Origin of the sequence: Stutzerimonas frequens, assembly GCF_024448335.1 — a bacterium.
Lineage (GTDB): Bacteria > Pseudomonadota > Gammaproteobacteria > Pseudomonadales > Pseudomonadaceae > Stutzerimonas > Stutzerimonas frequens.
Window position 1 is genome coordinate 45,441 of record NZ_JAMOHM010000019.1, and the last position, 14,605, is coordinate 60,045.

Annotated in this window: 11 protein-coding genes; 7 read left to right on the forward strand and 4 right to left on the reverse strand. The window is 64.3% G+C overall.

The genetic code is table 11. The annotated features are described in order from the left end of the window. Positions 1-69 precede the first annotated feature (69 nt). The 7 genes from NAO55_RS19700 to NAO55_RS19730 all read left to right on the forward strand — a co-directional run bounded on the left by NAO55_RS19700 (position 70) and on the right by NAO55_RS19730 (position 11,401). Entirely contained in the window at positions 70-1,404 is a 1,335-nt protein-coding gene (locus NAO55_RS19700; protein WP_102839776.1) for an imelysin family protein, read from the forward strand. 153 nt (positions 1,405-1,557) lie between these two features. Continuing rightward, positions 1,558-2,976, forward strand: coding sequence for a di-heme oxidoreductase family protein (locus NAO55_RS19705; RefSeq protein WP_102839775.1), 1,419 nt, complete (start codon positions 1,558-1,560; stop codon positions 2,974-2,976). Between the two features lie 75 nt (positions 2,977-3,051). After that, complete coding sequence (locus NAO55_RS19710) at positions 3,052-4,128, forward strand: imelysin family protein (RefSeq protein ID WP_102839774.1); 1,077 nt, start codon at positions 3,052-3,054, stop codon at positions 4,126-4,128. 2 nt (positions 4,129-4,130) lie between these two features. Further along, positions 4,131-5,225, forward strand: a complete 1,095-nt coding sequence (locus NAO55_RS19715; protein WP_102839773.1) for a DUF1513 domain-containing protein — start codon at positions 4,131-4,133, stop codon at positions 5,223-5,225. Positions 5,226-5,310: 85 nt separating this feature from the next. Beyond that, on the forward strand, positions 5,311-6,933 hold the full coding sequence (locus NAO55_RS19720) for a methyl-accepting chemotaxis protein (RefSeq protein WP_102839772.1): 1,623 nt from the start codon (positions 5,311-5,313) through the stop codon (positions 6,931-6,933). Between the two features lie 223 nt (positions 6,934-7,156). Further along, the gene (locus NAO55_RS19725) at positions 7,157-8,290 is read left to right on the forward strand and encodes an efflux RND transporter periplasmic adaptor subunit (RefSeq protein ID WP_102839771.1); all 1,134 of its coding nucleotides are present in this window, start codon (positions 7,157-7,159) and stop codon (positions 8,288-8,290) included. Between the two features lie 54 nt (positions 8,291-8,344). Next, positions 8,345-11,401, forward strand: coding sequence for a multidrug efflux RND transporter permease subunit (locus NAO55_RS19730; RefSeq protein WP_102839770.1), 3,057 nt, complete (start codon positions 8,345-8,347; stop codon positions 11,399-11,401). Positions 11,402-11,412: 11 nt separating this feature from the next. Here the strand turns inward: NAO55_RS19730 and NAO55_RS19735 are convergent, their stop codons facing one another. The 4 genes from NAO55_RS19735 to NAO55_RS19750 form a co-directional block, all read right to left on the reverse strand. Then, positions 11,413-11,634: a hypothetical protein gene (locus NAO55_RS19735; RefSeq protein WP_102839769.1), complete on the reverse strand. Its 222-nt coding sequence runs from the start codon at positions 11,632-11,634 to the stop codon at positions 11,413-11,415. Positions 11,635-11,793: 159 nt separating this feature from the next. Continuing rightward, entirely contained in the window at positions 11,794-13,434 is a 1,641-nt protein-coding gene (gene groL / locus NAO55_RS19740; protein WP_102839768.1) for a chaperonin GroEL, read from the reverse strand. A 48-nt stretch (positions 13,435-13,482) separates the two neighbouring features. Then, positions 13,483-13,776, reverse strand: coding sequence for a co-chaperone GroES (locus tag NAO55_RS19745; protein WP_011914234.1), 294 nt, complete (start codon positions 13,774-13,776; stop codon positions 13,483-13,485). A 247-nt stretch (positions 13,777-14,023) separates the two neighbouring features. Further along, a complete protein-coding gene (locus tag NAO55_RS19750; RefSeq protein WP_063540069.1) occupies positions 14,024-14,482 on the reverse strand; it encodes an FxsA family protein in 459 nt (152 codons plus the stop codon). Positions 14,483-14,605: the final 123 nt, after the last annotated feature.

Below are 14,605 nucleotides of genomic sequence, written 5' to 3' on the forward strand. Positions count from 1 at the left end.
TCTTTCGCATTATTAGGCGCTTCCGAGCAGCACTCTGCTTCGTTCACCCGCACGCAAAGGAATCCGCACATGCTACGCACTCCCACCTGGGCAACCGCCAGCCTTCTCGCCGTGGCTATTTCGCTCGCCGGTTGCGGCGAGGATAAGACGCCCACGAACCAGACGGCGGCCCCGCAGGCGACAACCGAGTCAGTGCCTGCCGAACAGGCAAAGACGCTCGACGAAAAAGCCGCCAAGGCCGTCGTGGCTCATTACGCCGACCTGGCGCTGGCCGTGTTCAGCGATGCTCATGCCACCGGCGTGAAGCTGCAGGAAGCGGTCGACAGCCTGCTCGCCAATCCCAGCGAAGAAACGCTGCAGGCCGCCCGTGAGGCCTGGCTGGCAGCCCGGGTGCCATACATGCAGACCGAAGTCTTCCGCTTCGGCAACGCGGTGGTGGACGACTGGGAAGGTAAGCTCAACGCCTGGCCGCTCGACGAGGGCCTGATCGACTACGTCAAGGGCGACTATCAGCATGCCCTGGGCAACCCGGGCGCGACGGCGAACATCATCGCCAATCCGGAAGTACAGATCGGCGAAGACAAGATCGATACGAGCGTGATCAACGGTGAGCTGCTGGCCAGCCTCAACGAGCTTGCCGGCTCGGAGGCGAACGTCGCCACCGGTTACCACGCCATCGAATTCCTGCTCTGGGGGCAGGACCTCAACGGTACCGGCCCAGGCGCCGGCCAGCGTCCATATACCGACTACGTCGAAGGCGAAGGCTGCACCGGTGGCAACTGCGACCGCCGTCGGACCTATCTGAAGGCAGCGACCGACCTGCTGGTCAGCGATCTACAGGAAATGGTCGAACAGTGGCAGCCGGGCGCCGAGAACTACCGCGCCAGCCTCGAGGCGGAGTCCGCCGAGAATGGCCTGCGCAAGATGCTGTTCGGCATGGGCAGCCTGTCGCTCGGCGAGCTGGCGGGCGAGCGTATGAAGGTCGCACTGGAGGCGAACTCCACTGAGGACGAGCATGACTGCTTCAGCGACAACACGCATAACTCGCATTTCTTCAATGCGCGTGGTATCCGCAACGTCTATCTGGGCGAGTACAAGCGCATCGACGGCACCACGCTGACCGGCCCGTCCCTCGCCTCCCTCGTCCAGGACGCGAGTCCGGAAGTGGACAGCACGCTGAAGACCGACCTGGAGAGCACCGAAGCCAAACTGCAGGTGCTGGTGCAAAGCGCTGAGGATGGCGAAGCCTTCGATCAGCTGATCGCGCCGGACAATGCCGAAGGCCAGGAAAAGGTGCGCAACGCCATCGCCGCCCTGGTCAAGCAGACCGCATCGATCGAACAGGCCGCCGCTGCCCTCGGCATCAGCGACCTCAACCCCGATACGGCCGATCACCAGTTCTGATCGCTCAGCCTTGGCGCGACGCTTTGTCGCGCCAAGGCTTCTCCCTTCAGCGCTGCGGACAGTCCTTCCGCGCAAATGCAAATCCCTCTTATTTCAAGTCGATTAGCCTGCTAAGATTGCGCGGCTTAATTCACCGCTGTGCAGGTATTTCCGATGCGCCCGTTGGTCCGCGGCCTCCTCCCGTTGCTGGTTCTGGTTCTGGCCGCCTGTAACAACGACGAAACTCCCAGTTTCACACAGGCCGAGCCCGGCGAAGCCCTGTCCGCGGGCAATGCCACCGTGATGAAGTTCGACCAAAACGCCTTCTCCATGCCCGCTGCGAATCTCGCGCCGATGCGCCGGCTCGACTTCAGTGTCGGCAACAGTTTCTTCCGCAATCCCTGGGTCATCGCGCCGTCCTCCACCACCGCGCGCGACGGACTCGGCCCGCTGTTCAACACGAATGCCTGCCAGAACTGCCATATCAAGGACGGCCGTGGCCATCCGCCCGCGGAAGACGCAGCCAGCGCGGTTTCAATGCTGGTGCGCCTGTCCATCCCGGCGGGTCCCGAGCATGCCGAAGTCGTCCGCGAACGTGGCATCGCCCCGGAGCCGAGCTACGGCGGTCAGCTGCAAGACATGGCGGTGCCCGGAGTCGCCCCCGAAGGCAAGGCTCGCCTGCGTTATTCGACCGAGCGGGTACGCTTCGCCGATGGCACCGAGGTGGAACTGCGCAAGCCCGAGGTCGAGCTGAGCGAGCTGGCTTACGGCGAGATGCATCCAGACACCCTTGTGTCGCTGCGCATCGCACCGCAGATGATCGGCCTCGGCCTGCTCGAAGCCATCCCCGAGCAGGCGCTGCTGGCCAATGCCGACCCGGACGACCGCAACGGTGACGGCATCTCCGGGCGCCCCAATCGGGTTTTCGATCAGACCACCCGGGAGACCGTGATGGGTCGCTTCGGCTGGAAAGCCGGGCAACCGAGCCTCAATCAGCAGAATGCCGACGCCTTCTTCAACGACATGGGCTTGTCCACCAGCCTCTTCAGCGGAAACAGCTGCACGGAGCGCCAGACCGATTGCCTGGCGATGCCCCACGGTGGCGAGCCGGAAGTCAGCGACAACATCCTTGCCCAGGTGCTGTTCTACACGCGCAACCTCGGCGTGCCGGCGCGGCGCAACGTCGACGATCCCCAGGTCCTGGCCGGCAAGACGCTGTTCCACCGGGCCGGCTGCCAAAGCTGCCATGTGCCACAGTTCACCACCGCTGCCGACGCGGCGGAACCGGAGCTGGCCAACCAGCTGATCCGCCCATATACCGACCTGCTGCTACATGACATGGGCGAACGCCTGGCCGACCATCGCCCCGAGTTCGAGGCCAGCGGTCGCGAGTGGCGCACCCCGCCGCTCTGGGGCATCGGCCTGACCCAGACGGTCAGCGACCACAGCCAGTTCCTGCATGACGGCCGCGCCCGCAACCTGCTCGAAGCGATACTCTGGCACGGTGGCGAGGCGGAGAAAGCACGCCAGGTCGTGCTCGGCTTCGACCAGCAGGAGCGTGACGCGCTGCTGAGCTTCCTGGAGTCGCTCTGAGTCTCCAGATCTAACATTCAGCCGGGCTTGCGTATCGCTGCAGGCCTGCAAACCGGCTCCGCCAAAGAGGACACCATGATCCGTTCGAATTCCTTGCGCATCGCCAGCGGCGGATTGCTCGCCGCGCTCCTGCTGAGCGCCTGCACCCCGGCCGATCCGCAAGTGGAAACCAGCAAGGCGCTGGCCGATGACGTGCTGCTACCCGCCTACACCCAATGGTCGGAAGTGGATCGTCGGCTCGCGGCGAGCGCCATCGCTTATTGTGCCGACAACCAGACGCTGGCGGAGGCGCGCGAAGCCTTCTTGCACGCCCAGACAGCCTGGGCGGGCCTGCAACCCCTGCTGATCGGCCCGCTGGGCGAGGGCAATCTGGCCTGGCAGGTCCAGTTCTGGCCGGACAAGAAGAACCTGGTCGCGCGTCAGGTCGGCGCCCTGCTCGAAGCCAAACCCGACCTCAGCCAGGCCGACCTCGACAATGCCAGCGTAGTGGTCCAGGGACTGAGTGCCTACGAATACATCCTGTTCGACCGTAGCATCGATCTGAACGACCAGGCCACCAAGGCCCGGTACTGTCCGCTGCTGGCGGCTATCGGCGAACATCAGCAGAAACTCGCCGCGGGCGTGCTTCAGCGCTGGCAGGATAAGGACGGCATGGCCGACCAGCTGCGCAGCTTTCCCAACGAGCGCTATGCCGAACCGAACGAGGCCATTGCCGAACTGCTGCGGGTTCAGGTCACGGCCCTCGACGGCCTGAAGAAGAAGCTCGGCGCGCCGCTCGGTCGCCAGACCAAGGGCCATCCGCAGCCGTACCAGGCCGACGGCTGGCGCAGCGACACGACCCTGAGCAATATCGCTGCCACCGTCAAAGGCGCCGAAAGCCTCTGGCTGGGTGCCGACCAGGACGGTCTGCGCGCGCTGCTCGGCGCTGAGCAGGCTGATCTGGCCAAGCGCATCGACGCCGGTTACGCCGACCTGCTGCAGCAATTGAAAGCCATGCCCGAGCCGTTCGGCAAAATGCTCGCCAACGAGGAGAGTCGGGCGCAGCTCGATTCGCTGTACCAGCGGATCGACCAACTGCATCGCCTGCACCAGCTCGAGCTGGCGCGCGCCCTCGGCGTACAGATCGGCTTCAACGCGCACGACGGGGACTGATCATGAAGCGCCGCACCCTGCTTGGCCTGACCGGCGCCATGCTTGCCGCCAGCGGCATCGCTGGCTGGTCACTGACGCGTCACGACGGGCAAAAGGTTTTGCTCTCCGCACGTGATGGCGCCGACGGGCAACACTACGCCGTCGGCTACCGCCTCGATGGCAGCCAGGTATTTGCCACACCGGTCGCCGAGCGCTGCCATGACGTCTACCCGCACCCGTACCTGCCCTTGGCGGTGTTCGTCGGCCGTCGCCCGAGCCGCGAGAGCTACCTGATCGATGCGCGTGACGGGCGTCTGCTGCAGATCATGGCTTCGCCGGCCGACCGCCACTTTTACGGGCACGGGGTGTTTCACAAGGACGGCGAGTGGTTCTACACCACCGAAAACGACACCGCCGATGCCGGCCGTGGCGTGCTAGGCGTCTATCGACTGGAAGGCCGACAGCTGGTGCGCGTCGGCGAGCACGCGACCCATGGCATCGGCCCGCACCAGCTGCTGTGGATGCCGGACAACGAAACCCTGGTCATCGCCAATGGCGGCATCCGCACCGAAGCCGACAGTCGCGAGATGATGAATCTCGATGCGATGGAGCCGAGCCTGGTGCTGCTACGCCGCGACGGTACGCTGGTCAGCAAGGAACAGCTGCCGGAGCGCATGAACAGCGTGCGTCACCTCGCCGTCGCCGCCGACGGTACCGTGGTCAGCGGCCAGCAGTACGAAGGGGATGCCATGGACCGCATCCCGCTGCTGGCGATCAAGCGGCCCGGGCAGGCCTTCCAGCACTTTCCGCTGGGCGAGGCACAGCGGCAGATCATGAACCAGTACACCGCCAGCCTCGCCATCCACGACGAGCTGCGGTTGTTGGCCGTCACCGCGCCGCGCGGCAACAAGGTGTTCATCTGGGACCTGGACAGTACCGAGCTGCGGCAGGCAGCCCATGTGCCCGATTGCGCGGGCGTCGCGGCAATCACCGAGGGCTTCGTGGTCAGCTCCGGCCAAGGCCGCTGCCGCCTGCTCGACTGCCGTGGCGAACGTATCGCCAGCACACCGTTGGACCTGCCCGCGGGGCTCTGGGACAACCATCTGCGCATCGTCTAGCTCAAGAAAAACGTCACCCGGCCGATGATGCTGGGCAACGGGCAGGGATGCTCATTGACGTTTTCTCAACTGACGAGACTTGCCCATGCTCCAGAAATCCCTGCGCGCGCAGATCCTCGCGCTGATCGGCGGCAGCCTGCTGCTGACGCTGCTCATCGCCCTCGCCTGCATTCGCCTGCTCAGCAACGACATCGACCACTTCCAGACGCTGCTCGACGGCCCGTTGGCCGAAGTGCAACTGATCGACGAGGCCAACCTCGAGTTCAAGGTTCAGGTCCAGGAATGGAAGAACGTATTGCTGCGTGGAAAACAGACCGACTCACGCAACCGCTACTGGAGCCAGTTCGAGGCCCAGGAAGCCAAGGTGCAGAAGATTCTTGGCGACCTGCTGGTACTGACCGCCGACGAGCCTGAAGTGGCTAAGCAGATCGAAAGTCTGCGCAGCGAGCACCGCACACTCGGCGTTGCCTATCGCAAGGGCCTCGATGCCTTCATCGCTGCCGACAGCGACCCGCTCGCCGGGGACGCCGCGGTAGCCGGTATCGACCGGGCCACCAGCGCTCAGCTGAGCGAGCTGGTCAAACAGCTGGGCGACGCCGCCGCGCAGCGCTCGGAGACCATCCGTGCCGACGCACAGACCACCGCATCCTTCGGCCCGATCATCATGATCCTCGCCAGTGTGGTGGTGGCGCTGTTCAGCCTGTGGCTGGTCAATCGCCGGATCATCGAACCGATTCGCAACCTGATCGAGCACATCGCGCGTCTCAGCCAGGGCAAGTTCGCCGAGCGGGTGGACGCCAGCCGCGCCGACGAGCTGGGCCGCCTGGCCGCTGCCGCCAACGTGCTGCGCGACTTCCTCGCCGATACTTTCACCCGCCTGCAGCAGAGCAGCTCGAATCTGGACAGTGCCAGCGGCGAGCTGAACGCCATCGCCAGGCTGATGGCCGAAGGCGCCCGTGAGCAGTTCTCGCGTACCGATCAGGTCGCCACGGCGATGCACGAGATGTCCGCGACCGCCCAGGAAGTCTCGCGGCATGCCGCCGAAGCCGCGCAGGCCGCCGACGCCGCCGACCATTCCGCCCAGCAGGGCGAAGCAGTGATGCGCGGCACCATCGCCACCATCACCGACATGAGCAACGAGATCGCCAGCACGGCAGACGTCATCCGCCGCCTGGAGGGAGATAGTGAGCGCATCGGCAAGGTGCTGGAAGTGATCCGCGGCATCGCCGACCAGACCAACCTGCTCGCGCTCAATGCCGCCATCGAGGCGGCTCGCGCGGGTGACGCCGGCCGCGGCTTTGCCGTGGTCGCCGACGAGGTGCGCACCCTGGCCCAGCGCACCGCCGAGTCCACTGCCGAGATTCACCAGATCATCGACACCGTGCAGACCGGCGCGAGCAATGCGGTACGCGCCATCGAAAGCGGTCAGGCGCGCAGCGAACAGGGCGTCGGCCAGGTGACCGAGGCCGGTCAGATGCTGCAGCGCATCACGGAAGCGGTCGAGGCGATTCGTGACATGAACCGCCAGATCGCCACGGCCGCCGAGGAACAGACCGCGGTGGCCGAAGACATTTCACGCAACATCACCGAGATCACCTCGATCGCCACCATCAACCAGCAGAACGTCGAGCGCACCGAAACCGCCAGCCAGAACCTGCATGGGCTGTCGGCGCAACTTACCGAAGTCACCCAGCGCCTCGCCGGCTGATGATCAGCGGGCGCGCCGACAGTCTGTCGCCCGCCCCGCACCTGCGCGGCTTTCCGGCCGTTCTCCCCCTTTACTTGGCCTCGATTCGGGGCTAAGTTCCTCCCTCCCCGGTCCAGCTGCGCCATCGCCAGCATCGCCCATCGCGACGATGACCGGACCGTTCGAACGGCTGCCTCGATCACGGCAGTAGACAGCCGGCCCACATCTCCAAGGAAATCGGAAAATGTTGCGCCGCATGCTGTTCATGCTGGGCGCGGTGGTCGTCGTCGTTGCGATCCTCGCCGCCTTCAAGTTCAACTCGATCTACCAACAGATTCAGCAGTTCCAGGCGCCCAAGCCAGCGATCAACGTCGAGGCGGAAGTAGCCCGACGCATGGACTGGCAGAGCCGCCTGCCGGCGATCGGTACGCTCAAGGCATCGCAGGGCATCGACCTCAGCGTCGAGATCGCCGGCACCATCAGCGACGTGCAGTTCCAGTCCGGCGAGAAAGTCAGCAAGGGCCAGGCCATCGTGCTGCTGGACAGTGAAGTGGAGCAGGCCAGCGTGGCCAGCGCCGAGGCCGACCTGAACCTGTCCCGCCTGGAGTTCCAGCGCGCCCGCAGCCTGCTCGACCGCCAGGCCATTTCCCGCAGCGAGTACGACCGCCTCAACGCACAGTCGCAGAAGGCCGAGGCCAGCGTCGCCCAGTTGCGCGCCAGCCTGGCGAAGAAGCGTGTGCTGGCGCCCTTCTCCGGCACCATCGGCATCCGCCAGGTGGATGTCGGCGACTACCTCGCCGCCGGCACGCCGATCGCCACGCTTCAGGACCTGTCCACGCTGTACGTCGACTTCTTCCTGGCCGAACAGCATGTGCCGCTGCTGGCACTCGGGCAGAAAGTGCAGCTGCGCGTGGCGGCCTATCCGAACGAGCGTTTCGAAGGCGAAATCACCGCGCTGAACCCGAAGGTGGAAACCACAACGCGCAACGTGCAGGTGCGCGCTGAACTGGCCAACCCCGACGGCCGCCTGCTGCCCGGCATGTTCGCCGACCTGCAGGTGCTGCTACCGACCGAAACCGCGCAAGTGGTGGTGCCGGAAACCGCCATCACCTACACCCTGTACGGCAACTCGGTACTGCTGGTCACCGAAGGCACGCCGCCGGAGGGGGTCAGCAGCGACGAGCCGTACCTGGTGGTCGAGCGCCGCTTCGTCACCACAGGCGAGCGTCGCGACGGCCTGGTGGTGGTCCTCGACGGCCTGGAAGGCGGCGAACAGGTGATCACCGCCGGCCAGCTCAAGCTCGACAGCGGCACCCATGTCGCTATCGCCGAGAGCCGCACGCTCAAGCTCGACGGCGCCGAGCCGGCGTCCGAATAAGCGGCCTGCCGCTCCGGCGGTAGCGCCACATCGAACAGTTCCAGGGACTTGCCCATGGCCTTCACCGATCCCTTCATCCGCCGCCCGGTACTGGCGAGCGTCATCAGCCTGCTGATCGTGCTGCTCGGCATTCAGGCCTTCAACAGCCTGACCATTCGCCAGTACCCGCAGATGGAAAGCGCGCTGATCACGGTGACCACCGCCTACCCCGGCGCTAACGCCGAAACCATTCAGGGCTACATCACCCAGCCGCTGCAGCAGAGTCTGGCCAGCGCCGAAGGGGTGGACTACATGACCTCGGTCAGCCAGCAGAACGCCTCGGTGATCTCGGTCTATGCGCGTATTGGCGCCGACACCGATCGCCTCTACACCGAGCTGCTCAGCCAGGCCAACTCGGTGAAGAACCAGCTGCCGCAAGATGCCGAGGACCCGGTGCTGAACAAGCAGGCGGCCGACTCCACCGCGCTGATGTACATCAGCTTCTACAGCGACCAGCTGAGCAACCCGCAGATCACCGACTACCTGTCGCGGGTCATCCAGCCCAAGCTGGCGACGCTGCCGGGCATGGCCGAGGCGGAAATCCTCGGCAACCAGGTGTTCGCCATGCGCCTCTGGCTGGACCCGGTAAAGCTCGCGGCCTATGGGGTTTCCGCCAGCGACGTGAACGAGGCGGTGCGCAAGTACAACTTCCTCTCCGCGGCCGGCGAATTGAAGGGCGAGTACGTGGTCACCAGCATCAACGCCGACACCGAGCTGAAGACACCGGAAGCGTTCGCCGCCATCCCGCTCAAGACCCAGGGCGACAGCCGCGTCCTGCTGGGCGACGTGGCACGGGTGGAGATGGGCGCCGAAAGCTACAACTCGATCAGCTCGTTCGACGGTATCCCCTCGGTCTATATCGGCATCAAGGGCACGCCCAGCGCCAACCCGCTGGACGTGATCAAGGAAGTGCGCGCGGTCATGCCGCAGATCGAGGCGCAGCTGCCGCCGGGCCTGAAGGCGACCATTGCCTACGACGCCACCGAGTTCATCCAGGCCTCCATCGACGAGGTGGTTAAGACCCTGGCCGAGGCCGCGGTGATCGTCATCGTCGTGGTCTTCCTGTTCCTCGGCTCACTGCGCACGGTGCTGATCCCGGTGGTAACCATCCCGCTGTCGATGATCGGCGTGCTGTTCTTCATGCAGGCGATGGGCTACTCGATCAACCTGCTGACACTGCTGGCCATGGTGCTGGCGATCGGCCTGGTCGTGGACGATGCCATCGTCGTGGTGGAGAACATCCACCGACACATCGAGCAGGGCAAATCGCCGTTCCAGGCGGCGCTCGACGGCGCCCGGGAGATCGCCATGCCGGTGGTCTCGATGACCATCACCCTGGCCGCGGTCTATGCTCCCATCGGCTTCCTGCAGGGGCTGACCGGTGCGCTGTTCCAGGAGTTCGCCCTGACCCTAGCCGGCGCCGTGCTGATTTCCGGTGTGGTGGCGCTGACGCTATCGCCGATGATGTGTTCGAAGCTGCTGCGCCACGAAGAGAACCCCAGCGGCTTCGCCCATCGCCTGGACGAGCTGTTCGAGCGCCTCAAGCAGCGCTATCAGCGCGCCCTGCACGGCACCCTGAACACCCGCCCGGTGGTGCTGGTGTTCGCCGTGCTCGTGCTGGCGCTGATTCCGGTGCTGCTGATGTTCACCGAGAGCGAGCTGGCGCCGGAGGAGGACCAGGGCATCGTGTTTATGATGGCCAGCGCACCGAAGACCGCCAACCTGGACTACCTGAACGCTTATACCGATCAGTTCCTGGAGATTTTCCAGAGCTTCCCGGAGTACTACTCCTGGTTCCAGATCAACGGCTTCGACGGCGTGCAGAGCGGCATCGGCGGCTTCCTGCTCAAGCCCTGGGACGAGCGCGAGCGCTCGCAGATGGAAATCCTCCCCGAGGTCCAGGCCAAGCTCGATCGCCTGCCCGGCCTGCAGATCTTCGGTTTCAACCTGCCTTCGCTGCCCGGCACCGGCGAAGGCCTGCCCTTCCAGTTCGTGATCAACACCGCCAACGACTACGAGACGCTGTTGCAGGTGACCGAGCGCATCCGCAAACGCGCCGAGGAGTCCGGCAAGTTCGCCTTCCTCGACGTGGATCTCGCCTTCGACAAGCCAGAGATCGTGGTCGATATCGACCGCGAGAAAGCCGCGCAGATGGGTGTTTCCATGGAAGACCTGGGTCTGACCCTGAGCACCCTGCTCGGCGAAGGCGAGATCAACCGTTTCACCATCGAGGGCCGAAGCTACAAGGTCATCGCCCAGGTCGAGCGCGCCTACCGCGACAATCCCGGCTGGCTGAGCAACTATTACGTACGCAACCAGCAGGGCCAGATGCTGCCGCTGTCGACCTTGATCAAGGTACGCGACCGCGCCCGCCCGACTCAGCTCAAGCAGTTCCAGCAACTCAACGCCGCGATGATCCAGGGCTTCCCCATCGTCAGCATGGGCGAAGCGATCGAAACGCTGCAGACCATCGCCGGTGAAGAAGCGCCCGAGGGTTTCAGCTTCGATTACGCCGGGGCGTCGCGCCAGTACATTCAGGAAGGCAACGCGCTGTACCTGACCTTCGCGCTGGCATTGGCGGTGATCTTCCTGGTCCTGGCCGCGCAGTTCGAAAGCTTCCGCGATCCGCTGGTGATCCTGGTCACCGTACCGCTTTCGGTGTGCGGGGCGCTGGTGCCACTGTTCCTCGGCCTGTCGAGCATGAACATCTATACCCAGGTGGGCCTGGTGACGCTGATCGGCCTGATCAGCAAGCACGGCATCATGATCGTCGAGTTCGCCAATCAGCTGCGCCGTGAGCGCGGCCTGAGCCGCCGTGAAGCGGTGGAGGAAGCGGCAGCGATTCGCCTGCGGCCGGTGCTGATGACCACCGCGGCGACGGTGTTCGGCATGGTGCCGCTTATCATCGCCAGTGGGGCCGGTGCGGTCAGCCGGTTCGACATCGGCCTGGTGATCGCCACCGGCATGTCGGTCGGCACGCTGTTCACGCTGTTCGTGCTGCCTGCCGTCTATGAACTGCTGGCCAGGCCGGACAAGGCACCGCTACCGGCTAGCGCGCCTGGCATCGCCTGACGCCAGAGGCGTTAGCGCATGCCTTGTGACAGGCCGTAGAGAAGCAAGAGCAGATCCTGATCGGGACGCACCGCCTCGAAGCGGGATTTGCCGTCTGGCGGCAACGGGCAGTAGCTGCGGCTTTCGCTGCTCTGTACCAGTGTCGCTCCGGGCTCATTCCATGCCGCTACGCAAAGCGTGGTCACTCCGAGCGCGCCGATGAGGAATAATCCTCGAGCGATTTCCAGCTTCATGGCGTAAACCTTTGATTAGGCGGTGGTTAACTGACCGTAGCTCAGCTAGTTAATTCCTGCGTTGTTTTTGACGAACGGTCGAGGATGCACTGAACGACACGCAAAAAAAAACCCCGCACGAGGCGGGGTTCTTTTTATGGTGCCAAGGGGCCGGTCGGCTTACATCATGCCGCCCATGCCACCCATGCCGCCCATGTCCGGCATAGCCGGGGCCGGCTTGTCTTCTACCACTTCGGCAACCATGGCTTCGGTGGTGACCATCAGACCGCCGATGGAGGCAGCAGCCTGCAGCGCGGAACGGGTGACCTTGGCCGGATCGAGGATACCCATCTCGATCATGTCGCCATAGGTGTCGGACGCAGCGTTGAAGCCGTAGTTGCCCGAACCCTGCTTGACCTTGTCGACCACCACGCTCGGCTCGCCACCGGCGTTGGAGACGATCTGGCGCAGCGGCGCTTCAACGGCGCGACGCAGCAGCGCGATACCGACGTTCTGGTCTTCGTTGTCGCCCTTCAGCTCGGAGATGGCCTGCAGAGCGCGCACCAGGGCAACGCCACCGCCAGGCACCACGCCTTCTTCGACGGCTGCACGGGTGGCGTGCAGGGCGTCTTCGACACGGGCCTTCTTCTCTTTCATCTCGACTTCGGTACCGGCACCGACCTTGATCACGGCAACACCGCCGGCCAGCTTGGCCAGACGCTCTTGCAGCTTCTCTTTGTCGTAGTCGGAAGTGGTGTCTTCGACCTGCTTGCGGATCTGCGCAACGCGGGCTTCGATATCAGCCTGGGCGCCAGCGCCGTCGATGATGGTGGTGTTTTCCTTGTTCAGCACGACGCGCTTGGCGTTACCCAGGTGCTCCAGGGTAGCGGTCTCCAGGCTCAGGCCGACTTCTTCGGAAATCACGGTACCGCCAGTCAGGATGGCGATGTCCTGCAGCATGGCCTTGCGGCGATCGCCAAAGCCCGGGGCCTTGACCGCAGCAACCTTGACGATGCCACGCATGTTGTTGACCACCAGAGTCGCCAGGGCTTCGCCTTCGACGTCTTCGGCAACGATCAGCAGCGGGCGACCGGCCTTGGCAACGGCTTCCAGCACCGGCAGCAGTTCGCGAATGTTGGAGATCTTCTTGTCGACCAGCAGCAGCAGCGGGCTGTCCAGCTCGGCGACCATGGTGTCCGGCTTGTTGATGAAGTAAGGCGACAGGTAGCCGCGATCGAACTGCATGCCTTCGACGACGGACAGCTCGTTCTCCAGACCCGAACCTTCCTCGACGGTGATCACGCCTTCCTTGCCAACGCGCTCCATGGCCTCGGCGATGATGTCACCGATGGAGGAGTCGGAGTTGGCGGAGATGGTGCCGACCTGGGCGATGGCCTTGGAATCGGTGCACGGCTTGGCCAGCTGCTTCAGCTCGGCGACGATGGCGATGGTCGCCTTGTCGATGCCGCGCTTCAGATCCATCGGGTTCATGCCGGCAGCGACGGCCTTCAGGCCTTCGTTGACGATGGCCTGGGCCAGCACGGTGGCGGTGGTGGTGCCGTCACCGGCCTCGTCGTTGGCCTTGGACGCAACGTCCTTGACCAGCTGGGCGCCCATGTTCTCGAAGCGATCCTTCAGCTCGATTTCCTTGGCGACGGAAACGCCGTCCTTGGTGATGGTCGGAGCACCGAAGCTCTTCTCCAGCACCACGTTGCGGCCTTTCGGGCCGAGGGTCGCTTTTACCGCATCAGCCAGGACGTTCACGCCAACCAGCATTTTCTTGCGTGCGGAATCGCCGAATTTGACTTCTTTAGCAGCCATGTTGATTGATCCTCAATTCTTGAATTATCGATGGAGATTCGCGGGTGATCAGGCTTCGATGACAGCGAGGATTTCGTTCTCGCTCATCACCAGCAGGTCTTCGCCGTCGACCTTGACGGTATTGCTGCCGGAGTAAGGGCCGAAGACCACCTTGTCACCAACCTTCACGGCCGGAGCGCGCACTTCGCCGTTGTCCAGCACACGGCCGGTACCCACAGCAACGACTTCGCCACGGTTCGGCTTTTCGGCAGCGGAGCCCGGCAGGACGATGCCGCCTGCGGTCTTGGTTTCTTCTTCGCTGCGACGAATCACGACGCGGTCATGCAGAGGACGAAGCTTCATTGTCGATCTCTCCTAGTAGAGTGGTTCCATGCCGATGACCTTCATCGGCGGGTTGGGCAAATCCGGCGGTGCCGGTTGCGGCCCGCAACGCGAGCCGCAGAAGACGGACTGTCGAACACGACAGCGACCTTGCGGTGTCCGCTACATGCGGGCGTTCAAGAGCATTTCAAGGGGCGCGGATGAAATTTTCATGGCTATAAATGCAAACCGGCATGCCTGCTGGCATGCCGGTCTTCGAGCGAGCGGATCATTTGTCCTGATCGCGCCGCTCCCATTCGCCTTCGATCACATTCGGCCGCTGCGGGTTGGACCGCGCCTGCAAATCATCGGCAAAGGCGCGCTGGCGGCGCACCTGCGCCTCCATGCGCCGGTTGATCTGACGGAAGAGGAAGTTGCGGGTCGGCGGGAACAGCACGATCAGCGCCAGCACGTCGCTGATGAAGCCGGGCAGGAATAGCAGCCCGCCGCCGATAGCCATCATCAGACCCTGCAGCATCTCGCGCTCGGGTAGCTCGCCGCGCGCCAGGCGCTCGCGGGCACGCCAGGCGGTGGCGAAACCGGCCAGACGCAGCAGCAGGACACCGGCGATGCCACTGAGCACCAGCAGCAGGATGGTGGCCAGCGCGCCGATGGAGCTGCCGACCTTGATCAGCACATACAGCTCGGCCAGCGGAAACAACAGAAACAGCACAAAGAAGATTCGCATCGATGGTCCTTGGCGGAAGATCAGCTTCCAGTCCTCTGTAGATGGCGGCATCCCGGGTCTAATTCAACCCGGGTGAAAAAAGCCCTGTAACCGGATTATGCGCGGCGCCGCTGAAGCCAAGCT

What these genes read in the sequence shown, in the direction of transcription:
- NAO55_RS19730 (WP_102839770.1), top strand. Translation starts at nt 8,345, where the DNA reads ATGGCCTTCACCGATCCCTTCATCCGCCGCCCGGTACTGGCGAGCGTC.
- NAO55_RS19700 (WP_102839776.1), top strand. Translation starts at nt 70, where the DNA reads ATGCTACGCACTCCCACCTGGGCAACCGCCAGCCTTCTCGCCGTGGCT.
- NAO55_RS19750 (WP_063540069.1), bottom strand. Translation starts at nt 14,482, where the DNA reads ATGCGAATCTTCTTTGTGCTGTTTCTGTTGTTTCCGCTGGCCGAGCTG.
- NAO55_RS19715 (WP_102839773.1), top strand. Translation starts at nt 4,131, where the DNA reads ATGAAGCGCCGCACCCTGCTTGGCCTGACCGGCGCCATGCTTGCCGCC.
- groL (WP_102839768.1), bottom strand. Translation starts at nt 13,434, where the DNA reads ATGGCTGCTAAAGAAGTCAAATTCGGCGATTCCGCACGCAAGAAAATG.
- NAO55_RS19710 (WP_102839774.1), top strand. Translation starts at nt 3,052, where the DNA reads ATGATCCGTTCGAATTCCTTGCGCATCGCCAGCGGCGGATTGCTCGCC.
- NAO55_RS19725 (WP_102839771.1), top strand. Translation starts at nt 7,157, where the DNA reads ATGTTGCGCCGCATGCTGTTCATGCTGGGCGCGGTGGTCGTCGTCGTT.
- NAO55_RS19705 (WP_102839775.1), top strand. Translation starts at nt 1,558, where the DNA reads ATGCGCCCGTTGGTCCGCGGCCTCCTCCCGTTGCTGGTTCTGGTTCTG.
- NAO55_RS19745 (WP_011914234.1), bottom strand. Translation starts at nt 13,776, where the DNA reads ATGAAGCTTCGTCCTCTGCATGACCGCGTCGTGATTCGTCGCAGCGAA.
- NAO55_RS19720 (WP_102839772.1), top strand. Translation starts at nt 5,311, where the DNA reads ATGCTCCAGAAATCCCTGCGCGCGCAGATCCTCGCGCTGATCGGCGGC.
- NAO55_RS19735 (WP_102839769.1), bottom strand. Translation starts at nt 11,634, where the DNA reads ATGAAGCTGGAAATCGCTCGAGGATTATTCCTCATCGGCGCGCTCGGA.